22 protein-coding genes and 4 tRNA genes are annotated in these 25,314 nt (G+C 37.9%); 16 read left to right on the forward strand and 10 right to left on the reverse strand.

What is annotated here, in order from left to right:
• Positions 1–85: 85 nt before the first annotated feature.
• The 13 genes from ccmI to ND2E_RS02415 all read left to right on the forward strand — a co-directional run bounded on the left by ccmI (position 86) and on the right by ND2E_RS02415 (position 13,845).
• Positions 86–1,366 (forward strand): c-type cytochrome biogenesis protein CcmI, encoded by a 1,281-nt coding sequence (gene ccmI / locus ND2E_RS02470; RefSeq protein WP_033095785.1) that lies wholly within the window; start codon positions 86–88, stop codon positions 1,364–1,366.
• 45 nt (positions 1,367–1,411) lie between these two features.
• Positions 1,412–2,476 (forward strand): ferrochelatase, encoded by a 1,065-nt coding sequence (gene hemH, locus ND2E_RS02465; RefSeq protein WP_033095555.1) that lies wholly within the window; start codon positions 1,412–1,414, stop codon positions 2,474–2,476.
• 164 nt (positions 2,477–2,640) lie between these two features.
• On the forward strand, positions 2,641–3,699 hold the full coding sequence (dinB, locus tag ND2E_RS02460) for a DNA polymerase IV (RefSeq protein ID WP_033095556.1): 1,059 nt from the start codon (positions 2,641–2,643) through the stop codon (positions 3,697–3,699).
• 555 nt (positions 3,700–4,254) lie between these two features.
• Positions 4,255–6,861, forward strand: coding sequence for an alanine--tRNA ligase (alaS, locus tag ND2E_RS02455; RefSeq protein WP_033095558.1), 2,607 nt, complete (start codon positions 4,255–4,257; stop codon positions 6,859–6,861).
• Between the two features lie 450 nt (positions 6,862–7,311).
• Positions 7,312–7,509, forward strand: a complete 198-nt coding sequence (gene csrA, locus ND2E_RS0122030; protein WP_033095559.1) for a carbon storage regulator CsrA — start codon at positions 7,312–7,314, stop codon at positions 7,507–7,509.
• Between the two features lie 223 nt (positions 7,510–7,732).
• A tRNA-Ser gene (locus ND2E_RS02450) sits at positions 7,733–7,825 on the forward strand.
• 80 nt (positions 7,826–7,905) lie between these two features.
• Positions 7,906–7,982, forward strand: a tRNA-Arg gene (locus tag ND2E_RS02445).
• Between the two features lie 68 nt (positions 7,983–8,050).
• A tRNA-Arg gene (locus tag ND2E_RS02440) sits at positions 8,051–8,127 on the forward strand.
• A 143-nt stretch (positions 8,128–8,270) separates the two neighbouring features.
• Positions 8,271–8,347: transfer RNA gene (locus tag ND2E_RS02435), tRNA-Arg, on the forward strand.
• Between the two features lie 1,247 nt (positions 8,348–9,594).
• On the forward strand, positions 9,595–9,873 hold the full coding sequence (locus ND2E_RS02430; RefSeq protein WP_033095561.1) for an OadG family protein: 279 nt from the start codon (positions 9,595–9,597) through the stop codon (positions 9,871–9,873).
• Between the two features lie 65 nt (positions 9,874–9,938).
• Complete coding sequence (gene oadA / locus ND2E_RS02425) at positions 9,939–11,717, forward strand: sodium-extruding oxaloacetate decarboxylase subunit alpha (RefSeq protein ID WP_033095562.1); 1,779 nt, start codon at positions 9,939–9,941, stop codon at positions 11,715–11,717.
• 8 nt (positions 11,718–11,725) lie between these two features.
• On the forward strand, positions 11,726–12,859 hold the full coding sequence (locus tag ND2E_RS02420) for a sodium ion-translocating decarboxylase subunit beta (RefSeq protein ID WP_033095563.1): 1,134 nt from the start codon (positions 11,726–11,728) through the stop codon (positions 12,857–12,859).
• 173 nt (positions 12,860–13,032) lie between these two features.
• Positions 13,033–13,845, forward strand: coding sequence for a M48 family metallopeptidase (locus ND2E_RS02415; RefSeq protein WP_033095564.1), 813 nt, complete (start codon positions 13,033–13,035; stop codon positions 13,843–13,845).
• Positions 13,846–13,922: 77 nt separating this feature from the next.
• Here the strand turns inward: ND2E_RS02415 and pdxH are convergent, their stop codons facing one another.
• The 8 genes from pdxH to napE all read right to left on the reverse strand — a co-directional run bounded on the left by pdxH (position 13,923) and on the right by napE (position 20,007).
• Positions 13,923–14,576: a pyridoxamine 5'-phosphate oxidase gene (gene pdxH, locus ND2E_RS02410; protein WP_033095565.1), complete on the reverse strand. Its 654-nt coding sequence runs from the start codon at positions 14,574–14,576 to the stop codon at positions 13,923–13,925.
• A gap of 109 nt (positions 14,577–14,685) precedes the next feature.
• Entirely contained in the window at positions 14,686–14,898 is a 213-nt protein-coding gene (locus ND2E_RS02405; RefSeq protein ID WP_033095566.1) for a PA3496 family putative envelope integrity protein, read from the reverse strand.
• A gap of 341 nt (positions 14,899–15,239) precedes the next feature.
• Complete coding sequence (locus ND2E_RS02400) at positions 15,240–15,827, reverse strand: cytochrome c3 family protein (RefSeq protein WP_033095567.1); 588 nt, start codon at positions 15,825–15,827, stop codon at positions 15,240–15,242.
• Between the two features lie 8 nt (positions 15,828–15,835).
• Positions 15,836–16,336 carry a nitrate reductase cytochrome c-type subunit gene (locus tag ND2E_RS02395; protein ID WP_033095568.1) on the reverse strand — a complete coding sequence of 167 codons (501 nt, stop codon included), beginning with the start codon at positions 16,334–16,336 and terminating at the stop codon, positions 15,836–15,838.
• Between the two features lie 9 nt (positions 16,337–16,345).
• Positions 16,346–18,844, reverse strand: a complete 2,499-nt coding sequence (gene napA, locus ND2E_RS02390) for a nitrate reductase catalytic subunit NapA (protein ID WP_033095569.1) — start codon at positions 18,842–18,844, stop codon at positions 16,346–16,348.
• Between the two features lie 87 nt (positions 18,845–18,931).
• Positions 18,932–19,255, reverse strand: coding sequence for a chaperone NapD (locus ND2E_RS02385; protein WP_033095570.1), 324 nt, complete (start codon positions 19,253–19,255; stop codon positions 18,932–18,934).
• A 19-nt stretch (positions 19,256–19,274) separates the two neighbouring features.
• A complete protein-coding gene (locus ND2E_RS02380) occupies positions 19,275–19,838 on the reverse strand; it encodes a ferredoxin-type protein NapF (protein ID WP_223303701.1) in 564 nt (187 codons plus the stop codon).
• A gap of 4 nt (positions 19,839–19,842) precedes the next feature.
• Positions 19,843–20,007 carry a periplasmic nitrate reductase, NapE protein gene (gene napE, locus ND2E_RS02375; RefSeq protein ID WP_033095571.1) on the reverse strand — a complete coding sequence of 55 codons (165 nt, stop codon included), beginning with the start codon at positions 20,005–20,007 and terminating at the stop codon, positions 19,843–19,845.
• Between the two features lie 245 nt (positions 20,008–20,252).
• On the opposite strand from napE, the gene ND2E_RS02370 reads away from it, so the two are divergent.
• Positions 20,253–22,490: a tRNA(Met) cytidine acetyltransferase TmcA gene (locus tag ND2E_RS02370; RefSeq protein WP_033095572.1), complete on the forward strand. Its 2,238-nt coding sequence runs from the start codon at positions 20,253–20,255 to the stop codon at positions 22,488–22,490.
• 41 nt (positions 22,491–22,531) lie between these two features.
• On the opposite strand, the gene ND2E_RS02365 is transcribed toward ND2E_RS02370, so the two are convergent.
• Both ND2E_RS02365 and ND2E_RS02360 read right to left on the reverse strand, forming a co-directional pair.
• Positions 22,532–22,747, reverse strand: a complete 216-nt coding sequence (locus tag ND2E_RS02365) for a hypothetical protein (protein WP_150113804.1) — start codon at positions 22,745–22,747, stop codon at positions 22,532–22,534.
• Between the two features lie 2 nt (positions 22,748–22,749).
• Positions 22,750–22,956, reverse strand: a complete 207-nt coding sequence (locus tag ND2E_RS02360) for a hypothetical protein (protein ID WP_033095574.1) — start codon at positions 22,954–22,956, stop codon at positions 22,750–22,752.
• A gap of 172 nt (positions 22,957–23,128) precedes the next feature.
• Here ND2E_RS02360 and ND2E_RS02355 point away from each other — a divergent pair, with 172 nt between their 5' ends.
• Together ND2E_RS02355 and ND2E_RS02350 are read left to right on the forward strand one after the other, a co-directional pair.
• A complete protein-coding gene (locus ND2E_RS02355) occupies positions 23,129–24,010 on the forward strand; it encodes an ABC transporter ATP-binding protein (protein ID WP_033095575.1) in 882 nt (293 codons plus the stop codon).
• 32 nt (positions 24,011–24,042) lie between these two features.
• Entirely contained in the window at positions 24,043–25,074 is a 1,032-nt protein-coding gene (locus ND2E_RS02350) for an ABC transporter permease (RefSeq protein ID WP_033095576.1), read from the forward strand.
• Positions 25,075–25,314: the final 240 nt, after the last annotated feature.

Consider the following 25,314-nt stretch of genomic DNA (forward strand, 5'->3'; position numbering starts at 1 on the left):
GCAATCGGAATAATACTTACTAAGTAATTAATAACTCTGATTGATATTAGCACGCGATAAATTAAAAGAAGTAGTAGATAGCATTATGGAATTTTTAGTAATAGGCCTTATATTTTTAATTTTATTATTATTGATTGTATGGCGTCCTTTCTTTAAACAGAAGACACAAGATGTTCGTGTAGATAGCAGTTTGCGTGATGAAACCAATATCCGCTTATATCATGAGCACAAAAAAGAGATTGAAAAAGATTACGGCGAAGGGGGGATTGATGAAGAAAACTATCAATATCTCTTAGCTGAACTTGATAAGACTCTATTGCAAGATATTGAAAGTAACTCAACAGAAGAAAAAGCTATCACTAAGGTAAGTAAAACTTATTCACCTTTTTGGCCGCTAGGTTTGAGTGTCTTTATTATCATTTTCTCAGTTGCGCTTTATAACAAACAGGGCAGCTATAAGATCATTACTCAACTACCTACAGGCCATGGTCAACAAGAAATAAAATCGCAAGAAGAAATGCTTAGACAGCGTGAAATTGAGGCGATGGCACATATTGAAAAACTACAACAACATATTGATTCTAACCCTGACGATAGTGAGGCTTGGTATAACTTGGGACAAACCTATGTAGCCGTTGGTGGTTTTGATGAAGCGGTTATTGCATTTAAACGAGTGATCAAAATTGAAGGGGAGCACGCCGATATTTTAGGGGCAATTGCACAAGCGCTTTATTACAAAAATGATCAACAGATTAGTGTTCAGGTACAAGAATATATTGATAAAGCTTTAGCTCTAGATATCAATGATCCTTCAACCAATATCTTACTAGGTATGCACAGTTTTATTGGTGAAAACTATCAAAAGGCTATCACTCACTGGCAGCGTGTTATCGATGCAAATAATCAAGGCGTCAATATTACTGCGCTAAAAGAAGCGGTCGCTGAAGCTAAAAATAGACTTGGCATAACAGTAGAAACCCCGAAACAAATGCCACAAGTCGAGTCAGGTTCGGGACCACAATTAAAAGTGAATGTCAGCTTGTCAGCTGAAGTTGCAAAGCAAATGGCACAAGGTGAAGATCGTGTGGTATTTATTTATGCCGTGCCTACTAATGGTCAGCGTATGCCGCTAGCAGCTGTTAAAATGAAAGCGAGCGATTTACCTACCGTAGTAGTGCTGAATAATAGCCAAGCGATGACCAGCGAGAATAATTTAAGTAGCGTAGAGAAAGTGCATATATATGCCATTGTTTCAAAGCAAGGTGGCGTTGGTATTAAATCAGGTGACTATAAAGCAGAAGCGCTTGGTATTGATGTAAATCGCAGTGAAATACTTGAATTAGTGGTAAATAATCTAGTTGAGTAACAAATCGACTTTTACGCTATAACTTAAAAAAGAAGAAAAAGTCACATGAAATCTCGCTTTAGTGGACGTAAACAAAATAGTGGTAATTCAGTTGAAGGAAAGAAAAGCTCAACAACAGCGGTATTGTTAACTAATTTAGGCTCACCGGATGAGCCCACGACGGGGGCAGTACGTCGTTATTTACGAGAATTTTTATCTGATCCTCGTGTGGTAGAAATTCCGCGACTAGTGTGGCTTATAATTTTACACGGCATAATTTTACGTATTAGGCCGGCAAAATCGGCCAAATTATATCAAACGATTTGGCAAGATGATGGTGCACCCTTAATCACTATTACGACTGCACAAAAAGTAAAAATGGCAGCTAAAATTAAATCCCATTACGGTGATAATGTTATTGTTGACTTTGCCATGCGTTATGGAAATCCATCAATAGCCAGTGTTTTACAAAAGTTTCAACAACAAGGTGTTGATAAACTTGTTGTATTGCCTCTTTACCCTCAATACGCCGGGCCAACAACAGCTTCAACCTTTGATGCCGTTAGTAAAGAGTTACAAAAGTGGCGTTATATACCGTCTATCCATTTTTTGAATACTTATCATAATAATCCATTCTATATTCAAGCGTTAGCTGAAACAGTTAAAGAGCATGTGTCAAGCCATGGTAAACCTGAGCGCTTAGTCTTGTCATACCACGGCATGCCTGAGCAGTTTCGCAAGTGGGGGGATCCGTATTATGATTTCTGTCAGGAAACGACGCTATTACTAAAAAGAGTCTTACTTGAAAATAATTTAGGTTTTATTGATGATGAAATTATCATGACTTTTCAATCACGCTTTGGTAAAGCTGAGTGGCTTACCCCCTATACAGATGAAACCCTAGAAAACCTGCCGAAGCAAGGTATAAAGCATGTTGCGATAATGAGCCCTGCTTTTAGTGCTGATTGCTTAGAAACCCTTGAAGAGTTAATTCATGAAAATAGTGAAGTGTTTTTAGAGGCAGGTGGTGAAAGTTATCATTATATTGCAGCGTTGAATGATCGTGATGATCATATAGATGCATTGTTTGACGTGTTAGCGCCAACTTTGGGGTCGCCAGTTCTAAAATAAGCCTCCACATATTATTAATTAATTGCGTGCTAAAACTCACTACTGGTTTAATAAAGGCTAAAAAACTAGGAATAAGTGTAGAAAGCTGTCAATTATTTAAACTCATTTGCTAAGCCAGGCAAAAATAGTATACTGTTTTAATATACAGTGTTTTGGGCGGGCAAATGAGTAATCAGAAAAAAATAATTCATATTGATATGGACTGCTTTTATGCAGCCATTGAAATGCGAGACTTTCCTGAATACCAAAATATCCCCTTGGCTGTAGGTGGGGATGGCCCTCGTTCTGTTTTATGTACCAGTAATTATCAAGCCCGACAGTTTGGTGTTCGTTCAGCAATGTCAGCTATTAAAGCAAAACAACTTTGCCCACACCTTAAAATTGTTCATGGTCGAATGGACGTATATAAAGAAACCTCGATACGTATTAGAGAAATATTTCTTCGTTATACTGAGCTTATCGAGCCTTTATCTTTAGATGAAGCTTACCTAGATGTGACTGAAGCGACAATGTGTCAGGGTAGTGCAACCCTAATTGCTCAGCAGATACGTGCTGATATTTTTAATGAATTAAACTTAACTGCGTCGGCTGGAATTGCACCAAATAAGTTTTTAGCAAAAATTGCCAGCGATGAAAATAAACCTAATGGTCAATGCGTTATTACTCCTGATCAAGTAGCTCACTTTGTCGAAAAACTCTCACTAAAGAAAATACCTGGTATTGGCCCAAAAACATTTGAAAAATTAAAAAGACATGGTTACACAACCTGTGCAGATGTCCGTGAAAGTAATATTAGAGCACTACAAAATATTGTCGGTAAGTTTGCAAATAGTTTGTATTTAAAGTCGCATGGTGTCGATAATAGAGAGTTAGAAGTCAGTCGAAAACGAAAGTCGCTAGCAATTGAAACTACATTATCACGCGATATATCTAGCCAAGATGAATGCAAGCTTGTGATTGATTCTTTGTATCAAAAACTACTTACTAGACTTGCGCCTCACAGTAACAGAGAAATCATCAGACAAGGGGTTAAACTTAAGTTCACCGATTTCAATCAAACAACGGTAGAAACACAGAGTAATGAATGTCAACGAGCTCTTTTTGTCAGTTTATTGTCAAAAGCCTACAGCAGGTCAAATAAACGCAATATACGGCTTGTTGGCTTAACTCTTGGTTTCGCTGATGACTCAGATGAGAGCCAGCAGTTGTCACTTGCACTTTAAAGTTGACGAGGGGGGAAACTAAAGGTAATAAGTCCGATAATACCGAATGCCGTTATTTAATTGGAACGAAGCTAGTATTTGGTACTCGATCATGGTCACTGCTTTTTTACGTAATCTTTCCGCTAAAGATATTTAAACAGAAGTTAAAATACAGCAGAAAAAGATTGCCTACGTAATGATCGTTTATCGTGTATCTCTGTTGAAGCCTACTAATTCTTATTATGTGGTCAATAAGTTAGTGCTACTGGCATTATTTGCTAGAACAAAAAGCTATCTGAACAACAATTATCCAATAATTGCGCGAAAGTTGTGAAATAGATTGGTATCTTCAAGCTCAGCTTGCGTATAATAAGCGTTTTGGTAGCAAGCACTCTGTTAAGAAAAAGTCAGAATGTAAGCTTGATATAAAAACAGCACAAAGAGAACATGCCAAAAAGATTCTTTTTTTATTATATCGTGGAGATTCCAGTGATGAAATCTCTGCCATATTAGAATAAAATAAAATGAAAATAGACCCGAATTAACATAGACCTAAATTGATTTGTTGAGTATCCCATGATTAGAAGCACCGCCGAAGTCCGTCAGGCATTTTTAGATTTTTTTGCCACCAAACAACACCAAATAGTTAAAAGTAGCTCACTCGTTCCTGGAAATGATGCAACATTATTGTTTACCAATGCGGGCATGGTACCTTTTAAAGATGTTTTTTTAGGTGCTGAGACACGTAGTTATACCCGAGCAACCTCCGCACAACGTTGTGTAAGAGCAGGTGGCAAGCATAATGATCTAGAAAATGTCGGCTACACGGCACGTCATCATACTTTTTTCGAAATGATGGGTAACTTCAGCTTTGGTGATTATTTTAAAGAAGAAGCCATTTTCTTTGCCTGGGATTTCCTAACGCAGATATTACAAATACCCAAAGAAAAACTTACCATCACCGTTTTTGATGAAGATGATGAAGCGGAAAAAATATGGATTGAAAAAGTTGGTGTACCGGCAGAACGTGTTATACGTATAGGCGCTAAAGATAACTTCTGGTCTATGGGTGACACTGGCCCATGTGGACCATGTTCAGAAATATTTTATGATCACGGCGAAGATGTGTTTGGTGGACCTCCAGGATCACCTGATGAAGACGGCGATCGTTTTATCGAAATCTGGAACATAGTATTCATGCAATATAATCGTCAAAATGACGGTACTATGGAGCCGTTACCCAACCCGTCCATCGATACAGGCATGGGGTTAGAGCGTATTTCAGCGATTATGCAGAATGTACACAGCAACTATGAAATAGATATTTTCCAAGCATTGATTAAAGATACTGCTGCATTACTTCATTGCAATGATCTTGAACATAAATCACTACGTGTTATTAGTGATCATATCCGTTCGTGTAGTTTTTTAATTGTTGATGGTGTTGTACCGTCAAATGAAGGTCGTGGATATGTGCTTCGTCGTATTATTCGTCGTGCTATCCGCCATGGCCATAAATTAGAAGCTACAGGACATTTTTTCCATAAACTTGTTGCTTCATTAATTGAGCAAATGGGTGAAGCGTATCCTGAGTTAATGCAACAGCAAGCTATTATTGAAAAGCTGTTGCGTATCGAAGAAGAACAATTTGGTCGCACACTAGATCGCGGCATGATTTTACTTGAAGATATTCTAAGTAACTTAACGGGCGATACCATCAAAGGCGATGATGTCTTTAAGCTATATGATACTTATGGTTTCCCAGCTGATTTAACCGCAGATATTGCTCGTGAGCGTCAATTAAAGATTGATCATAATGGCTTTGATGTAGCTATGGGTCAACAGCGCGAACGTGCACAACAAGCGAGCCAATTCGGTACTGATTATAATCAACAGCTTAAATCTGATCATAACACAGTGTTTAAAGGTTATGAAAATGACGCATATTCAGCGACTGTCGTTGAGTTATTTAACAACCAAGATCATGAAGCTGTAAGCCAATTAAGCTCAGGTGAGCAAGGCATTGTGATATTAGATCACACACCATTTTACGCTGAATCTGGTGGTCAAGTAGGTGATAGTGGTTTATTACACCTTGATGGTGGAGTATTTGAAGTTTCAGATACGATCAAACTAGGGAATGCATTTGCCCATCAAGGCATAGCGCGTACAGATGTTGGTTTAAATCGACGTGTAAAAGCCGAGATTAATGTTGAGCGCAGAGCGGCAATTGTTAAAAACCATACTGCAACACATTTATTACATGAAGCATTGCGCAAAATTCTAGGAAAGCATGTAACCCAAAAAGGCTCATTGTGTGATAGTGAAAAACTTCGTTTTGATTTTTCTCATTTTGAAGGTGTATCCGCTCAAGAGTTACATGCGGTTGAGCAAATGGTAAATAATGAAATTCGTCGTAACCACTTAAGACAGACTGAATCAATGTATATTGAAGAAGCAAAAGCCAAAGGCGCAATGGCGCTCTTTGGTGAGAAGTATGATGATGAAGTTCGTGTTGTTACGCTCGGTGATTTTTCATTAGAACTTTGTGGCGGAGTACATGTTGATAGAACCGGTGATATCGGTTTATTAAAAATTGTTTCTGAGTCGGGTATTGCTGCAGGTGTTCGTCGTATTGAAGCGGTCACGGGTACAGGCGCACTTGATTTTATAAATCAACAAACTGCGTCGTTAACTGATATTGCCACATTAGTTAAAAGTGATGTAGCGAATGCAAGCAGTAAAGTAGAGCTACTGATAAGCCGTTCTAAGCAGCTTGAAAAAGAGGTTGGACAACTTAAGCAGGAACTTGCTGCGCAAGCTGGCTCAGATCTGGTAAATAATGCTATTGAGATTAATGGTGTTAAGGTGCTTATTGCTGATTTAGGTGGTGTAGAAAGTAAAGCATTACGCGGTATGGTTGATGAGCTTAAAAACAAAATGCAATCGGGTGTCATTATGTTGGCAACTGCTAATGGTCCTAAAGTTGGCTTAATTGCTGGTGTTACCAAAGACTTAGTCGGTCGTGTTAAAGCGGGTGATTTAGTTAATATGGTTGCTCAACAAGTCGGTGGTAAAGGTGGTGGCCGCCCTGATATGGCACAAGCAGGTGGTAGTCAACCTGAAAACATAACTTCAGCCCTTGACAGTGTCTCAGTATGGTTAACTGACAAATTGAGTTAGTAAGTTTTTGTAAAATTAAGTATAAACTTATACTGATTGGAAGAAGTTAAAAAGGAAGCATTATGCTTCCTTTTGTATTATTGGTGCACTGAAAAGCTTCTAAAATAAATAAATAATTGCTGTTATGTTGCTAGTTTCTAAATAAAACACAGAAAAGGTTACAAATGAACACAGCTTTGGTTGGAAAAGTAAGCTATAAAGCTATTCAATGATAAGGAAATGTTGCTAAAATACGACCGTTTGTATGAGCAATAATATTTATTATTACTCATACTTGAAGTTCCACAGAAAACTACCATGGGATATGGTGTTTTTAGTGGATAATGACTTTTTATAAAAAATTGACTATTAGTTATAGTGAATGGATTAAAAAAAGTAACTAATTTTAATATATTACTAGCTTATATATATTTATTTAGTGATCTCACTTTAAAGGATAAGGAAGAAAGTATGCTTATATTAACAAGGCGCGTAGGTGAAACATTAATGATTGGTGACGAAGTCACCGTGACTGTTTTGGGCGTTAAAGGAAATCAGGTAAGAATAGGTGTTAATGCACCAAAAGAAATCTCGGTACATCGTGAAGAAATTTACATGCGTATCCAAGCCGAAAAAGGCGATAATGAAACTTCAGGTAATAAAGTCTAATTATTTAATTAATTTTTAGAGTATCTGATAACTACTGTCATATATATAGTTTTATATGACTATAAAAAACACCGCTAAGGCGGTGTTTTTTTATGCACTGCACTCTGTTGATGATTAAAAAATGGCATAATTGCCTGAATTGTCGGCAAACAGAAATTTATACTAAATAAATACCAAAAATTGTTTGACTTATTTTTAGAATCCCTTATTATTCGCACCCATTGGAGAGGTGGCCGAGTGGCCGAAGGCGCTCCCCTGCTAAGGGAGTATCTGGTTTGTAGCCGGATCGAGGGTTCGAATCCCTCCCTCTCCGCCATTTTTCTTCTTACGAAGAGTAATGGTTGTGTAGAACGAAAGTTCTTATCTTTAGACTAAGATATAAAAAATAGTTCATGAGGGCGCGTAGCTCAGCTGGATAGAGTACCTGGCTACGAACCAGGCGGTCGCAGGTTCGACTCCTGCCGCGCCCACCACTTTCTTCAAGTGATAAAATAATGAAGAACAACTAATGTTAAGGTTGTATAAATAAATTTCATAATGTGGGCGCGTAGCTCAGCTGGATAGAGTACCTGGCTACGAACCAGGCGGTCGCAGGTTCGACTCCTGCCGCGCCCACCACTTTTCTACTGTAAGTAGATATAAAATGACCTAGCTTTTGCTAGGTTTTTTTATGTTAGAATATTCTAATAATTTTGCTATATTGGTAAAGTGTTAGCATAAAGCAGCTTGTGTAAAGGCTGGGTAAATAAATTTCATATTGTGGGCGCGTAGCTCAGCTGGATAGAGTACCTGGCTACGAACCAGGCGGTCGCAGGTTCGACTCCTGCCGCGCCCACCACTTTTCTACGTAAGTAGATGTAAAAAACCTAGCTTTTGCTAGGTTTTTTTATGCCTGAAATATAGCTTCCACTTCCTTTATCAGAAAGCAATAATCAGAAATTAGAGCCGTTGTTGTTGAGGCTGAAAAGAAAGTTATGATTTATTTGTATTCTGCTCGATGGCCTTAATTAAATATAGAGCTGGCGACAACTGAGTTTCCTTTCGGTCGCAAGTTCGACTCCTGTCGCACCCACCAACTTTCTATGTCAGTAGTTATACAAAAATAGCGCTTGCTAGGTTTATTCTGCCCGAACTAAACCATTGCAGTTTTTAGATAGCAGCAACCTGTCTGAACTAATGGGTTTTTATGATAATAGGTGAAATTTAACCCTCATCAAGTAATGCATAACTCGGCTGGATAGCCTTTATTATACAGTGGAAGGGGACACTTATTCCTATTGTGCTTATTGGTTCCTCAAGTGCTAGCCTCATTGATTGTTTAGTTGTTTCTGAGGTAATCTTTTTGATAGAGGTTACCTTATAGTTATTTGAATGAAATGAATAATTGATTATTTAGTGATGTGAATATTATCTCTAACTTAGAACTATCTTATTTATTATCAGTGTCGATAATCTAAATGTAATTGCTGTCATTAAGAGAGAACTTGACCCATTGAATTGCAATGCATATCAAATGAGTAGGAACAGTGCTCTATATGACTCTTAAATGCCGCTATCAACTATGTACGCGCTTTTCGCCTTAGTTATTATCATATCAAGCACTCAATGAGATTATGTGCCGTTTACTAAAGCTTTGTTAATATGGTTAGTATTCAGGTGATAAATAACAAGGCGGAAGTCGCTATCTTTATTTTTGATGCCCTTCAATTCAGCCTACCCCAGTTTATCACTGGCATAGTTTATCTAATTGGTAAAATGAACTATATACTATTAGTTCATTTAAAAAAGGCTGGGGGCTATTCAAAAAATTGGATGTATATTCAATGATAATGAATGCAGTAGTATTTGCGGTATATTGTATAAAATTAGCCTTTATCTAATTCTGATAGCCTATATTCATGGTTTTGATAATGTATACAATATTTAAAGTATGCAAAATTGCATGTATATTTCTGCTCTGATGATGAATATTCATCGTTTTTGGGGTTGACGGTAAATTATTTTTATGAAACACGATAATATTGTTTGCAATGTAGGTATTGGAGTGATTATTCTAATTGTAAGATTTTTGAGCGAGAGTAAAAAATGGACAATATGCAGCAGCAGTTTATAGAAGCTGGAACACTCATGTTAACGGGAATGGTATTTGTGTTTGCATTTCTAGGGGTATTAATCGTTTTTATTAATACTGTATTGGCAAAGCTAGCGGTCAAGTTTCCCGATGCTATTGCAGTACCGAGTTCTCGACCTAATAAAAAAAGTAAGAGTAAAAGCACAGCTAATGGTGATATTTCGCCAGCAGTTGTTGCCGCAATAAGTGGGGCAGTCAAACGCTATCGTACTCAACATGGCCACGACAAGTAAGCTTGGTCAATATTGAAACTCTTCTTCACCATTATATTTTAAAAATTAGATAAAAGGGCATTAACATGAGTAAGCCATTAGGTATCACCGAAGTTGTCTTAAGAGATGGACACCAATCAATTCTAGCCACTAGGCTTAGATTAGAAGATATGTTGCCTATTGCAGCAACGCTAGATGAAGTAGGTTATTGGTCAATTGAGTCTTGGGGTGGTGCAACGTTTGATTCGTGTATTCGTTACTTAGGTGAAGATCCTTGGGAAAGAATCCGTGCACTTAAAAAAGCGATGCCTAAGACTAAGCAACAAATGTTGTTCCGTGGTCAAAATATACTAGGCTATCGTCATTATGCCGATGATGTGGTAGAAAAGTTTGTTGAACGTGCTCACATCAATGGTATTGATGTGTTTAGAATTTTCGATGCAATGAATGATGTAAGAAACCTACAAACTTCTATTAAAGCTGCGGTTAAAGTTGGTGCGCATGCCCAAGGAACATTAAGTTACACTGAAAGCCCTGTCCACACATTGGACGGTTGGTTAACTATGGCTAAGCAACTTGAAGATATGGGGGCTCATTCACTGTGTATTAAAGATATGTCTGGTTTATTGAAACCTTACGATGCAGCAGAGTTAATTAGCCAACTTAAAGAAACAGTATCTCTACCTATCGCGTTACATTGTCATGCGACTACAGGGTTAAGTGTTGCTACTCAAATGAAAGCTATAGATAGTGATGTTGATGTTATCGATACCTCTATTTCTTCTATGAGTATGACGTACGGTCATTCACCAACAGAAACAATTGCTGCTATTGTTGAAGGTAGCTCACGTGATTCTGGCCTTAATGTAGAAAAAATGGCTGAAGTCGCGGCTTATTTCCGTGAAGTTAGAGAAAAGTATTCTGCATTTGAAGGCAGCTTAAAAGGCATTGATGCACGTATATTAACGGCACAAGTTCCTGGTGGCATGTTAACAAATATGGAAAATCAGTTAAAAGAACAGGGTGCTGCTGACAAGTTTGATGAAGTATTAACTGAAATACCTAAAGTTCGTAAAGATTTAGGTTATATCCCATTAGTTACGCCAACATCACAAATTGTTGGTACACAGGCCGTACTTAACGTATTAACTGGTGAGCGTTATAAGTCTATTACCAAAGAAACTTCGGGTGTCTTGAAAGGTGAATATGGTGCGACTGCAGCGCCTGTTGATGCGGAACTTCAAGCACGTGTGTTAGATGGTAAAGAAGTGATTACTTGTCGTCCTGCTGATTTACTTGATCCAGAAGTAGATAAGCTTTCAGCTGAGTTACAAGCGTTAGCTGCAGAAAAGAATATTAACTTAGCTGATGACACGATTGATGATGTATTAACTTATGCCTTATTTCCTCAAATAGGTTTGAAGTTTTTAGAAAATCGCAATAATCCGGCTGCGTTTGAGCCAATTCCAACTAAAGTAAGTGAAAAGCCACAAAGTAGCGCACCGTCAAATCCTGTATCTTCTCCTGAGAGTTATGCTGTAAGTGTTGATGGTAAGGTATATGATGTTGTTGTTGCAGCTGGCGGTTCTATTGAATCTGTAACGCGTCCAGCGGGTGATGATGGTTTGAAACAATCTGCCTCTATTACCGCTGAAGAGACATTAAATGCTCCATTAGCAGGTAATATCTTCAAAGTTTTAGTTAATGAAGGTGACCACGTAGAAGCTGGCGATGTCGTTATCATCATGGAAGCGATGAAAATGGAAACAGAAATCCGTGCAGTTTCGACTGGCGAAATAGTATCTTTGTTCACCAGAGAGGGCGATTCAGTTGCCGTTGGTGATGCCTTACTTAGTTTCTCTTAGAGGCCGACATGGATTCTTTAAATACTTTATGGTTATCAACAGGCCTAGCAAACTTTGAGCTAGGTCAGGTTGTGATGATGTTAGTTGGTTGTGGTTTGCTTTATCTTGCCATTGCTCGAAATTTTGAACCCTTGTTATTATTACCTATGGGTTTTGGCGCTATTTTAACTAACATCCCTGTTGCTGGCTTTTCAGAAGCTGGTGGGTTATTGCATTATATCTATTATGCAGGTGTTGATACGGGTATTTTCCCGCTCATCATCTTCATGGGCGTTGGTGCTATGACAGATTTTGGTGCCCTTATTGCTAACCCTAAAACACTACTTTTAGGTGCTGCGGCTCAGTTTGGAATATTTGCTACTTTATTTGGCGCCATCGCTTTAAATTATGTTCCTGGCATAGAATTTACCCTGAAAGATGCATCTGCCATCGCCATTATTGGTGGTGCCGATGGTCCAACGGCTATTTTCCTCGCTTCAAAGTTAGCACCTGAATTACTTGGTGCGATAGCTGTTGCAGCGTATTCATACATGGCATTAGTACCGATTATTCAACCGCCAATTATGAAAGCATTTACCACTGACGAAGAACGTAAAATTGAGATGAAGCAGTTGCGACCGGTTACTAAAATCGAGAAAATTATTTTCCCGGTTGGTGTACTTGCCATGACAATTTTCTTTTTACCTTCGGCAACTCCGTTAGTAGGTATGTTTTGTTTAGGTAATTTAATGCGAGAGTCTGGCGTTGTTGACCGTTTAAGCTCTACTGCGCAGAATGAGTTAATTAACATTACCACTATCTTTTTAGGTCTGGGTGTTGGTTCAAAGCTAAGTGCAGAGGCTTTCTTAAATGTTGAAACTTTAGGTATTCTAGCATTAGGTGCTGTGGCGTTCTCAATAGGTACTGCATCTGGAGTGCTTATGGCCAAGACAATGAATAAGTTCTCTAAAGAGCCTATTAACCCATTAATTGGTGCTGCAGGGGTATCTGCCGTACCTATGGCTGCACGTGTTGCTAATAAGGTTGGTTTGCAAGCAAACCCACATAACTTCTTATTAATGCATGCTATGGGTCCTAACGTTGCAGGTGTACTTGGCTCTGCCGTAGCCGCAGGTATTTTACTGGCCTTAGTGGGCGGTTAGCGTTTAGCTAACAAAGTGTACTGTTATAAAGCCGAGCTCAGCTCGGCTTTTTTATGCCTATTTCATTGTGTCTTAACGCTTTATATAAAACTAAGGAAATTACTGACTAGTATATTGATAGTCATCGTCATAAAATACCGTTAATTATTATTTAAGGATTATATAAGATAGCCATGAAACTACTTCTCATTATGCTTAGCGCGCTAATAGTGCTTAGTGCTTGTAGCAGCTCTAGTACTGGTCGAAAACAAGTGATGTTATTTTCAGATGCCGAATTGGACAAAATGGGTGCTGCTTCATTTGAAGATATGAAAAAGAAAACGCCAATAAGTACAGATAAAGCGACCAATGACTTTGTCCAGTGCGTTGCACAAGCTATCACAAAAAATGTAGCTAAGTCTGTTCATAAAGGTGACTGGGAAGTTGTCGTCTTTGACTCTGCTCAAGTGAATGCTTTTGCTTTGCCAAGTGGCAAAATTGGCGTTTATACAGGTATTCTTAATGTTACCGAAAATCAAGACCAGTTAGGGGCAATTATTGGTCATGAGGTAGGCCATGTTATTGAACATCACTCAAATGAACGTTTATCAGCCAATAAACTACAGAATATGGGCATGGTTGCGGCAACTGCTGCTATTGGTCTGGCAGATGTTGAAAATAAAGGGTTATGGATGGCTGGATTGGGCTTAGGGCTACAATATGGCGTTATTATGCCATATAGTCGCGCGCATGAAAGTGAGGCTGATATTGTTGGTCAAGATCTGATGGCACGTTCTGGTTTTGAACCGAGTGCGAGTATCAAGCTATGGCAAAATATGGCGAAGTTGAGTCAAGATGCTCCCGCAGAATTTATGTCGACTCATCCATCAAATAAGACACGCATTGAACAGCTAACGGAGCACTTACCGAGTTCAATGGCCTTTTATAAAGCGGGTAATAGACCTAATTGTCAAAAACCTAAAGTCATCCCTTCACCCAAAGCGTAAATTGTCATTTGCGGTCTCAGCAATTAAAGTACAGTAATTGCTGAGAATTCTTATAGAGCAAAAATTTCCACTTATAGCTAAGGGTTTAATTTGTGGTTAAGCCAACTTTCACCTTCTTTTTCGAAACATAGGCGATCGTGTAAACGATTAGCTCGGCCTTGCCAAAACTCAATAGCATGAGGTTTTACACGCCATCCTCCCCAAAACTCTGGGTGAGGTACTTCTCCTTCTGAAAACTTATCTTGATAATGACTCATGCGATCTTTGAGTTCATCGTTGTACTTAAGTTTTTGACTTTGTTTTGATGCCCAAGCACCAACTTGACTACCTCTGTCTCGACTATGAAAATAATCGGCAGACTCTTGTATCGATACTTTTTCAACAGTACCTTCAATGCGTATTTGCCGTTGTAAAACATTCCAGTGAAATAATAAGGCTACTTTGTTGTTTTCAGTAAGTTCATGGCTCTTACGGCTTGCGTAATTGGTAAAGAATACAAAGCCTTTTTCGTCATAGTCTTTGAGAAGCACCATGCGAGAGCTAGGCTGTCCGTCATTATTACAACTACTTACAGACATTGCTTCAGGCAATAATATCCCTGATTTATTTGCATCAGCGAACCATTGTTCAAATAATTGATCGGGTGTTGAGTTAGAAGAGAGTTCTGGGAGAGGTAATGCGACGCCTTGACCAAAGGTAAATAGGCAACGCAGTTTTTCAAATAACGTCATAATATTCAAAGTTAACAGAAATAAAAATATGCAGTTATTCTATGCTTAAATGACGTTATTGCAAAGTTATATCAAGGTAATACCAAGATGAATTATAATTTGTTATAGCCTACCAATCCTCACTATCATCTAATAAGTCTTTAAGGCGTTTTTTCTCTCTCAATTCATCAATGCGCTTACGCGCTAACAGGTTTTTTTGGGCTTGTTCTTGAGCTTGTTTTTCAGCTAAAGAAGTACCCTTTAGGCTATTGTTGTCAGTACCTTCATCTGAACTGTTTTCATTTGTTTCGTCGGGAAAGTTATCGTCAATATCATTTACCATTGGCTCGACCTTTATTACTAATTATTAAAATATTCCAAGTATATTGTTTAACATAGGTAAGATAATCGCTATTTTCAATGCCTCTTTTAAAAAAAAATTCAAAAATATGGCAAATAATTACTGACTAGTTTTTTTTAATCTAAGTTGGTATAAAGCTTATACAAATCGTTTGTTAGCCCTTTATTGCTGGCTAAAATATGTGTAAGAAAATATAAATTATTAGTGCTAGTAGGTGTTTTTTAAAGTGCATTTAGAGAGTGAATACCTAATCGCAGGCAATAAAAAACCAGTGACAAGCACTGGTTTTAGTTAACGTGACTGTTGTCGTGTTTTGACGAAAATTACCAGCCTTCAACACCCTTCATATTAGGCAGTTGATGTGCGATGCCTTTATGACAATCGATACAGGTTTTTTCACCATCAGCAAGTGCTGTTGAATGCTGATAAGAAGCACGCTCACTTTGCTCAGTAAAATCCATGTAATCAAAGTTATGACAGTTACGACACTCTAATGAGTCATTAGCTTTAAGTCTACGCCATTCGTTTTCCGCTAAACCTCTGCGATGAGCTAAGAACTTCTCACGCGTGTCGATAGTACCAAAAAGCATGCCCCAAACTTCTTTTGAAGCCTGCATTTTACGTGCTATTTTATCAGTCCAGGCATGTGGAACATGACAATCAGGGCATGTTGCACGTACACCAGAGCGGTTCGAAAAGTGAATGGTTGTTTTCATCTCTTCGTAGACATTATCTTCCATTTCATGACATGAAATACAAAACGCTTCGGTATTAGTTACTTCAAGTGCAGTGTTGAAACCACCCCAGAAAATAATACCGGCAATAAAGCCACCGATAACTAATGCACCAAGGCTGTAGTAACCACTTGGCTTTCTAACAGTTTGCCAACCAATTTTAAGCAAATTTTTCATACTAACTCCTAGTGCTTATTAGCTTTTGATTTTTCTTTCATCAAGCTGTGCATATCAGTGAAAGTATTTTCCACTAAAGGTTTAGCATCAAGCTGAGTCACATGACATTGGTTACAAAAATAACGACGAGGTGACACTTCAGCTAAGAAGTTGCCATCACGGTTCATGTAGTGTGTCACACTAACCATAGGTGCTTGTGTTTTTTCTGTACGATGACGAGAATGGCAAGACATACATTTGTTGTTATTTTTATTTACCTCATAGCTACGCGTAGTGTGAGGTATAACAGGTGGCTGCATAGGGTAGTTTCGACCTTGCTTAATATCTTTGTTAACTACCTTAGGTATAGCATTGGGTTCTTTTTGCACATCGATAGGGGTTGCATCCCTAAGGGTAGCTACAGAGTTAATTGTCTCTTTATCTGCTGCATTGGCGTTTAGAGAGTACATAATTGGCGATACAGCTACTACCAATAAACTGGCAATTACTGCTAGGTTTAATTTTTTCATTGTAGACTCCTAAACTTTAACAATTTTGATAGCACATTTTTTGTAATCCGTTTCTTTCGATAATGGATCTGTGGCATCTAAAGTGACTTTGTTAACTAAACGACTTGCATCAAACCAAGGCATATAAACTAAACCGATTGGTGGCTTATTACGCCCTCTTGTCTCTACACGGGTTTGTACTTCACCACGACGAGAAATAAGTTTAACTAAATCGCCACGACGCATATTACGTTTCTTAGCGTCATCAGGGTGCATGTAAACAAGTGCATCAGGCATTGCTTTGTATAACTCAGGTACACGCTGTGTCATAGAGCCTGAATGCCAATGTTCTAATACACGACCAGTTGATAACCATAAGTCGTATTCATCATCCGGAGACTCTGCTGCAGGCTCATAAGGTAAAGCAAAGATAATTGCGCGACCATCTTTTTTACCATAAAAGTCCCAACCACTGCCTGGCTTAGCATAGGGATCTGAACCTTCCTTAAAGCGCCATTTGGTTTCTTTACCATCAACGACAGGCCAGCGTAATCCACGCTCTTGATGATATCTGTCATAAGGAGCTAAATCATGTGCATGACCACGGCCAAATGATGCATATTCTTCAAATAAACCTTTTTGAATATAGAAACCAAAATCACGTGATTCATCATTTAAGCGATCTTCAGGAATTTCCGATAATGGGAATTTACCAACAGAAGAGTCTTTATAAAGTACATCAAATAATGTTTTACCACGTACATCTGGCTTTTTAGCGATAAGCTCTTCAGGCCAAACATCTTCTACTTTAAAGCGCTTAGAAAATTCAACTAATTGCCACATATCTGATTTAGCGCCTTCAGGAGCTTTAACCATTTGATACCAAGACTGTGTACGACGTTCAGCATTACCGTATACACCTTCTTTTTCTACCCACATTGCTGTTGGTAAAATTAAATCAGCAGCTTGTGCGGTAACTGTTGGGTATGGATCTGATACTACGATAAAGTTTTTTGGATTACGATAACCTGGGAAAGCCTCTTCGTTAATGTTGGCAGCAGCTTGCATGTTGTTATTACACTGCACCCAATAGAAGTTTAACTTACCGTCTTTAAGCATGCGGTTTTGTAAAACAGCATGGTAACCAGGCTTCGGTGGAATAGTGCCTTCAGGTAAGTCCCAGATTTTTTCAGCAATAGCGCGATGCTTAGGGTTTTTTACAACCATGTCTGCAGGTAAACGGTGTGAGAAAGTACCTACTTCACGAGCCGTTCCACACGCCGAAGGTTGACCAGTTAATGAGAACGGGCTGTTACCAGGAGTAGAGATTTTACCGGTTAATAAATGAATATTATAAACTAAGTTGTTTGCCCAAACACCACGAGTATGTTGGTTAAAGCCCATAGTCCAGAAAGAGGTTACTTTTACTTTTGGATCCGCATACATTTCAGCAAGTGCTTCTAATTTATGCTCTGGAACGCCAGAAAGTTTTGATACGTATTCTGCTGTATAAGTACTAACAAACTTTGCGTATTCATTAAAATCAATCGGCTTAGAACTACCAGCAGTTTTATCGTTGTTTTTAGCTTTTTGCTCTAGCGGATGCTCAGGACGAAGACCGTAACCAATATCCGTTTGACCGATTCTAAAGTTAGTATGTTTGTTAACAAAATCTTTATTCACACGATCAGTTTGAATGATGTAATTAGCAATGTAGTTCAAAATTGCTAAATCTGTTTGTGGCGTGAAGATCATACCATTATCGGCTAAATCGAAACTTCTGTGCTCAAACGTAGATAATACCGCAACTTTTACGTGTGGTGCACTTAAACGACGGTCAGTTAAACGCGTCCAAAGAATTGGATGCATTTCAGCCATGTTTGAGCCCCATAATACAAAGGCATCAGCAGCTTCTAAATCATCGTAACAACCCATAGGCTCATCGATACCGAAGGTTCGCATAAAACCACCAACAGCAGATGCCATACAATGACGAGCATTAGGATCGATATTGTTTGTACGGAAACCGGCTTTCATCAATTTTGAAGCCGCGTAACCTTCTTGCACTGTCCATTGACCTGAACCGAACATACCTAGCGCTTCTGGACCATCTTTTTTCAATGCATCATTAGCTTTTTCAGCCATGACATTAAAAGCTTGATCCCAAGAAATTGGCGTGAATTCACCTTCTTTATCGTATTTACCATTGGTCATACGTAATAAAGGGGTGGTAAGTCTGTCTTTGCCGTACATTATTTTTGAAAGAAAGTAACCTTTAACACAGCTCAGGCCTTTGTTTACTGGTGATTTAATATCACCGTGGGTTGCAACAACTTTTCCATCCATTACACCTACGTTAACACTACAACCAGTACCACAAAAACGACAAGCAGCTTTGTCCCACTTAAGTTTAGTAATATCAGAACTGGTAATTAAATTTGAAGCTACTGCTGGAACAGATACTCCGGCAACAGCAGCAGCAGCAGCAACGGCATTTGCTTTTATAAACTCTCGGCGATTAATTGTCATAATGTCACCTTCCTTTTGATAATTTTGATTCGATTTTAAATAAATGGTTATATTTTATATACTTTTTCTAGAGCTATTTTTCTTGTGTTATTTTACTTGGTGGCTAACCTCATCAGCTTTATCACTTTCTGCAAGTTTTTTTTCTTGCTCTTCATCTAGAACCTGATGATAAACTGGTGATAAATTAAGTATGCCTTTATGGACTCTTATAATATCTATTTTCTTGTCAAGATCTTTAAATCCAGTACCTTCAACAGTGAAAACTATTTTCCCTTCATCGCTGACTGCGTGAATTTCGGCACCTTCAACAGCAGTAATAACCGCTTTCACTTCATCCAGTTGTGCCAATATTGGCGAGGCAACGAGACTAGCTACGTGGTATTCAGATGATCTATGGTTATTTTGTGTCATATATTTCTTGATTTATTTTTCAAACCGTTGTTTGATCAAAGTTAAATGCTATTGCGTTTTGTGGGCAAACGCTTATACAAGCACCGCACTGGCTACAATCTACTTCGCTAATACTGGGTTGTGGAATACTTGAGTTGAGGTAATTAAATTTAATGACACTCGTTTCACATTCATCACGACAGCTTTGACAGTAAATATTATTTTTGGCTAAACATTTATCGTTAATTTCCAAGGTGACGGGCCAAGCTTTCTTAGCATTATCTTCAGTAGAGCCTTCAGTGATGTCTTTTGGAAAGAACCCTGAAAATAATGGCTGCTCACATACTTCAATGCACTTGTTGCAAAAAGTACATTCACCTTGGTTAAAGTCGACTTTAGGAAAGCCATCTTCATCTTTAACAATAATGTTGCTTTCACAGCTCCGTATACAGTCTTGGCATTGAGTACAGCCAGAAGTAAAAACCGCTTCATTAATTACCCAAGGTAATCGCATAACCTGTTGTGTTTTTACACGGCCGCGAAATAATCGACGCCTAGATGGGTCTGCTAGCTTTTCCACATTATTGGTTTTCTTGGTAAACAAGTGCTTAAGATCCTGGTGGTCCTAAGAATGCTAGTTGACTGAACCATACGGCAAAACCAAAGCCGGCAACAATGATTACCGATAAGATGGGAGCTAGGAATACAGCTAGAAATATGAAGGTATTACGCTCATGTTTTTTTTGTTGTTCAGGAGATGTTGCTTGATTCATAATGCTCTCGAAAGTTTATGATTAAATTAAGCTAGATTTACGGCTCAGTTTAATAATTTGCTAATTTATTTTATTGATGTAGATCAAGTTATACAAGATAACCATAGTTCATTTGTGGTTTTATGCAGTATAGGATTTAATTACGTGAAAAAGCTAGATTAAATTAAATTTTCTTTGCTTAAATATGCTTGATAAACTTAATTTTATTACCCGTTACAATTTATTTTTGGAGTTTTTAAAAAGCTATGTCAGCTCAACTTTTTACCTCTTGGTTTGATAAATATACAAAAAATGCCTATTTATTGAGTGAAAGGCGGCTTATTGTACTATCAGGAAGTGATTCTTGGGCACTCTCTTTAATTGAGTCGCTTGATATTTTCTCTTCGGCTTTAAGGGCCAATTCTAACCATGCAACAGATAGTGGTCATTGTCTCATTTATGGTGATAGTGGCGTTTTTCCTGCCAATGTGCAGAACAAACGTTATCGCGATAAATTGGGTAGTGAAAGTGATATGATCATTTTTGCTGATAGTCAATTTACCATCGATGCTTTTGCTGCGTTATCGGGGACTTTAAAGGCCGGTGGTATCTTTTTTCTAATTGCACCTGAAATTAAGTTAAAGCGCGAATGCAGTCTTTTCTTAAGGCGCTTTTATTCTTTAATTGAAGTAATGCCTGAGCATACTGTTATTTCTCAAGCAAAGGTTGAACTACCAGTAAACCTTGGCAATATAAGTAAGCAAGGGAAACAAGACAACAAGCAGCTTTATTCATTTGATTGCATCACGGCAGAGCAGCACACTGCTGTCAAAGCTATTAAAAAAGTGGTAACTGGCCATAGAAAAAGGCCGTTAGTATTAACCGCTGATCGTGGTAGAGGTAAATCATCAGCATTGGCTATTGCTTGTGCACAGTTACTGAAAGCACATGAACATAACGAGTTTAGTATTATTATTACGGCACCTGATACTCAGGCTTTGTCCGTTTTTTATCGACAATTAACGAAAAGCCTAGGCGCTATTGAGCTGCAGGGTAATAAGATTACTTATGGAAAAGCTAGGTTAACGTTTATTGCTGTTGACCAATTAATTAGAGAGCGGATAAAGGTTAACCTCCTTTTAGTTGATGAAGCTGCGGCAATTTCCGTTTACTTGCTTGAGCAGCTGCTTAACAGTTACCACCGTATGGTTTTTTCTAGCACAGTGCATGGCTATGAAGGGGCAGGGCGAGGCTTTACTTTAAAGTTCCAAAAAACACTGGATAGATTATGCCCGCAGTGGGTGAGTTTGCATCTAAACCAACCGATTCGCTGGCGAGAAAATGATCCGCTTGAGCAATTGGTTTTTGATGCTTGTTTATTAAATGCAGAGTTGCCTGATTTAAAAACAACAATTGTTCCGCAGCCATTATTCAATAGTAAAGTCAGCTCTCCTCATAAAGTAGATAATATAAAGGCACTTGATGAAGTGGTGTTTAAAGTTATCCCAGCTAAAGAGTTAGTTGCAGATGACGTTTTGCTAAAACAAGTTTTTGCTGTACTGGTGACAGCACATTACCAAACTAAGCCCAGTGATTTACAGTTACTGTTGGATAACCCTCAAGTGCAAGTCACTTGTCTTTTTTCCTCACAAAATAAAAATGCCGATATACTTGCTGTTGCGTTATTAATGCATGAAGGGAAAGGGCATGGCGTTACTATTGATGATGTTCGTGCCGTAAAAAATTCTGAGCAACGTTTACGCAATCACTTTTTGCCGCAATCATTATTCAGTCACTGTGGTTTTGAAAAAGCCTTTGATTTTGTATGTTTACGGATTATGCGCATTGCAGTACACCCACAAATTCAACAGCAGGGTCTTGGCTCTAAATTTATTCGTCACATTGAATTATTAGCAGTGAAACAAGGTGTCGATTTTATTGGTTCTAGCTTTGGGGTTAACCCTGAACTACTTTCTTTTTGGTTAAATGCGGGGTTTTCTCCTGCAAGAATAGGTTTCACTAAGGATAAAGCGAGCGGAGAACATTCTGCATTATTAATTAAAGCGCTTAGTGAAAAAAGTAAAGAAGCACAACAACATTTGCATAGTAATTTTTATCAGAGTTTTGATTATTTACTTTTGGAAGAATATAAAACGTTATCTACAGAGCTTGTTTTATTGCTGTTGAGACAAAATACTAAAGAAGACTTAAAAGCATTGTCGGCCCAAGATATTGCTAATGTTTGGGCCTTTTCGCGTGGTGAACGTTTATATAGCAGCTGCAGTTATAGTTTATATTTATGGCTTAAACATGAACTGTTGAGCGAGGCTAAGTACCACTCAACAGAGCTCTTGCAGCACTCTTTAGTACTCATTGCCAGACTAATACAAAAACAAGATAGTGACTCTGTTTGTCAGCAATTTGGTTTAACAGGGAAAAAAATGTTGAATAAGCATATAAAAGACTATGTTTACTCTAGGCTTACTACACTTGGCTATGAATAAGTAGACTAAAGCGCTTTAGTTAACATAATGTCTTTACACGGTTAACCGGCTTCATTATGTCTAGCATGCCATTGCCAAAATCGTTTCATAGCGAGGTATTCACATTGCTTTTCGCCACAAAAACTAATGTCATCATGATGCAGTATCTTATTTAGGTAAAAGTTAATTGTTTTAGCTAAGCCTGTACTCGGGTTGTTATTATAGGTGGTGAGCAACATAGCTAGCCAGCTTTCCATATACGTAAATTCATTTGACATGATTAAGCACATAATATTTCTTCTCCATCATGAGTATCGCAGCTTGTACTGCTTGCAAGTAAATTATGCCAAATAATTGTTTTTGCATTGGCATTTAAACATTTGCAATCACCGCAATGTAATAAACCTGAATTAAGTAAATGAGAAAGTAAGTTGCTAGAAATCTCAACTTGTACTTTGTCAGTATCGTTCGTGGTAATAGTCGGCATCTTTTCTCTCCTCGTTTTACTCAGCATAAACAAACAATACTGGTATTGCAAATGATAATTATTATCATTTGTTGCTTCTGGTAAAGTAATATACGGCAATTGTTATTTTGTATTACTTCTAGTGATTAACCAGTACACTATGATTAGATATTGAGACATAGGAATTTAAAATATGCATGCAGCAGTAAGCGTACAGTCACTTTGTAAGCATTATAAAGATGTCTGTGCAGTTGATAATGTGAGTTTTGACGTTCAACAAGGACATTGTTTTGGTTTACTTGGGCCTAATGGCGCAGGAAAAACAACAACAATTGAAATTATGGAAGGTATTATCAGTGCTTCTTCTGGGCATGTTCTTTATCAAGGTCAGCGTGTTGATAGTCAAATATCTCAGCAAATAGGTATTCAATTTCAACATACTGCCCTACAGGACTTTCTAACCGTCAAAGAAACCCTAAACTTATTTGCTTCTTTTTATCAAAACACATTGCCGCAAGCGCAATTAATCGAACTGTGTGATTTAAGTGATTTTTTAGATCGCGATAATCGTTTATTGTCTGGAGGTCAAAGACAACGATTATTGCTCGCTTTAGCGCTGATAAATGATCCTCAAATTATTTTTCTTGATGAGCCTACAACAGGCCTCGATCCTCACGCCCGTCGTAATTTTTGGCAATTGATTAAAAATATTAAAGCACAAAATAAAACCGTTGTTTTGACAACGCACTATATGGATGAAGCAGAGCAACTTTGTGATGATATTGTCATCATGGATTTAGGGCGAATAATTGAAGCTGGGACTCCACATGAATTATTAGCTAAACATTTTGAAGATGTTTTTATCTACTTGCCTCAGTCACAAGTCTCCAATGAGCTGGTCATTGAACATGGTTGGAATAAATTAGCTGATCGGATTGAAATCACGAGTAAAAATGTTGAACAAACATTATCTTTATTGATGAATAATAATATTTCCCTTGATAGCTTGCATGTTAAGTCAGCAAACCTTGATGACTTGTTTTTGAAACTTACAGGTCATTCGTTGCAAGCATAACGAAGTCTGGCTCTTATATTTTAGGAAATCATATGAATTTCAAACGCTTTTTTGCTGTTTTTAAAGCACGGAATATTGAATTTTTTCGTGATAGGTCTTCACTCGGTTGGAATCTAATATTTCCAATTCTTTTGTTGGTAGGCTTCTCTTTTATTTTTTCAGGTGATGGTCGCCCTGCTTATAAGATAGGCTTACTTGTAGAGCAAGAAAACACTCAACAAATAAATGAGAGTAAAGCAGAAAAAGCACTGACACAGTTACGTTTTATTGATTTCATTATCTATAACGATCTTGCTTTAGCGAAAGCAAAGCTTAGTCGCCATAGCCTTGACCTGTTGGTTGATTTTAATACTAAACGTTATTGGGTTAATGAAGAGTCGTCCAAAAGTTATTTAGCTGAAAAAATATTTCTTGGTCAGCAACTTGAGTTTATTCGTTTACAGAGTAGTGGAAAGAATATTCGGTATGTTGATTGGGTACTACCTGGAATATTGGGTATGAACATGATGTTCAGTTGCTTATTTGGTGTAGGTTATGTCATCGTTCGTTATCGTAAAAATTCAGTATTAAAGCGCTTAAAAGCAACACCTTTGTCTGCATTTGAATTTGTTTCTGCTCAATTATTATCACGACTGTTCATTGTTATGTTTATGTCAACGGTCGTATATAGTGGCTGTAATGTCTTTTTCGATTTTTTCATGTTGGGAAGTTATTTCGACTTATTCATCATTGGTGCATTAGGCGCTTTTTGTTTAATTAGCCTAGGGCTGCTCGTGGCAAGCCGTAGTAAAAGTGAAGAGCTTATTGGCGGCTTATTGAATGTAACCTCTTGGCCTATGATGATGCTTTCAGGCGTGTGGTTTAGTCTAGAAGGTGCGCCTGATGCATTAAAAGTCTTAGCAGACTTTATGCCGTTAACTCATTTAGTGTCTGGCGCTAGAGCTGTGATTACCGAAGGAGCTACTCTGAGTGATATTAGTTTTCATGTTAATATATTACTGTTGATGAGTAGTATCTTTCTGGTCTTAGGGGCTTATTTCTTTAGTTGGAATACAGAACGTTAGCATTTTATCTTAAAATGAGCATCTTCAATTGGATCACGCATAAAGTTGTCAGTCATACTGTGAAATAAAAATTGAAACGATAGTGTTGTGGTGTAGTATTAGTATTATATTTAGGCAAGTAAAGTAAGGTTTTGATAGCTTTACGGCATTATTCGAGTTTGTGGTAATTGTATGGTCATACCAGTATACTTGTCTTAAGTACGTCATTGTCACATAAGTACAATGATATTTCCCCCTTAT

The sequence above is a fragment of the Colwellia psychrerythraea genome, from assembly GCF_000764225.1.
Classification (GTDB): domain Bacteria; phylum Pseudomonadota; class Gammaproteobacteria; order Enterobacterales; family Alteromonadaceae; genus Colwellia; species Colwellia psychrerythraea_D.

Excerpts from the sequence above, each read along its gene's own strand:
- ccmI (WP_033095785.1), top strand. The coding sequence starts at position 86 with ATGGAATTTTTAGTAATAGGCCTTATATTTTTAATTTTATTATTATTG.
- hemH (WP_033095555.1), top strand. The coding sequence starts at position 1,412 with ATGAAATCTCGCTTTAGTGGACGTAAACAAAATAGTGGTAATTCAGTT.
- dinB (WP_033095556.1), top strand. The coding sequence starts at position 2,641 with ATGAGTAATCAGAAAAAAATAATTCATATTGATATGGACTGCTTTTAT.
- alaS (WP_033095558.1), top strand. The coding sequence starts at position 4,255 with ATGATTAGAAGCACCGCCGAAGTCCGTCAGGCATTTTTAGATTTTTTT.
- csrA (WP_033095559.1), top strand. The coding sequence starts at position 7,312 with ATGCTTATATTAACAAGGCGCGTAGGTGAAACATTAATGATTGGTGAC.
- ND2E_RS02430 (WP_033095561.1), top strand. The coding sequence starts at position 9,595 with ATGGACAATATGCAGCAGCAGTTTATAGAAGCTGGAACACTCATGTTA.
- oadA (WP_033095562.1), top strand. The coding sequence starts at position 9,939 with ATGAGTAAGCCATTAGGTATCACCGAAGTTGTCTTAAGAGATGGACAC.
- ND2E_RS02420 (WP_033095563.1), top strand. The coding sequence starts at position 11,726 with ATGGATTCTTTAAATACTTTATGGTTATCAACAGGCCTAGCAAACTTT.
- ND2E_RS02415 (WP_033095564.1), top strand. The coding sequence starts at position 13,033 with ATGAAACTACTTCTCATTATGCTTAGCGCGCTAATAGTGCTTAGTGCT.
- pdxH (WP_033095565.1), bottom strand. The coding sequence starts at position 14,576 with ATGACGTTATTTGAAAAACTGCGTTGCCTATTTACCTTTGGTCAAGGC.
- ND2E_RS02405 (WP_033095566.1), bottom strand. The coding sequence starts at position 14,898 with ATGGTAAATGATATTGACGATAACTTTCCCGACGAAACAAATGAAAAC.
- ND2E_RS02400 (WP_033095567.1), bottom strand. The coding sequence starts at position 15,827 with ATGAAAAATTTGCTTAAAATTGGTTGGCAAACTGTTAGAAAGCCAAGT.
- ND2E_RS02395 (WP_033095568.1), bottom strand. The coding sequence starts at position 16,336 with ATGAAAAAATTAAACCTAGCAGTAATTGCCAGTTTATTGGTAGTAGCT.
- napA (WP_033095569.1), bottom strand. The coding sequence starts at position 18,844 with ATGACAATTAATCGCCGAGAGTTTATAAAAGCAAATGCCGTTGCTGCT.
- ND2E_RS02385 (WP_033095570.1), bottom strand. The coding sequence starts at position 19,255 with ATGACACAAAATAACCATAGATCATCTGAATACCACGTAGCTAGTCTC.
- napE (WP_033095571.1), bottom strand. The coding sequence starts at position 20,007 with ATGAATCAAGCAACATCTCCTGAACAACAAAAAAAACATGAGCGTAAT.
- ND2E_RS02370 (WP_033095572.1), top strand. The coding sequence starts at position 20,253 with ATGTCAGCTCAACTTTTTACCTCTTGGTTTGATAAATATACAAAAAAT.
- ND2E_RS02365 (WP_150113804.1), bottom strand. The coding sequence starts at position 22,747 with ATGTCAAATGAATTTACGTATATGGAAAGCTGGCTAGCTATGTTGCTC.
- ND2E_RS02360 (WP_033095574.1), bottom strand. The coding sequence starts at position 22,956 with ATGCCGACTATTACCACGAACGATACTGACAAAGTACAAGTTGAGATT.
- ND2E_RS02355 (WP_033095575.1), top strand. The coding sequence starts at position 23,129 with ATGCATGCAGCAGTAAGCGTACAGTCACTTTGTAAGCATTATAAAGAT.
- ND2E_RS02350 (WP_033095576.1), top strand. The coding sequence starts at position 24,043 with ATGAATTTCAAACGCTTTTTTGCTGTTTTTAAAGCACGGAATATTGAA.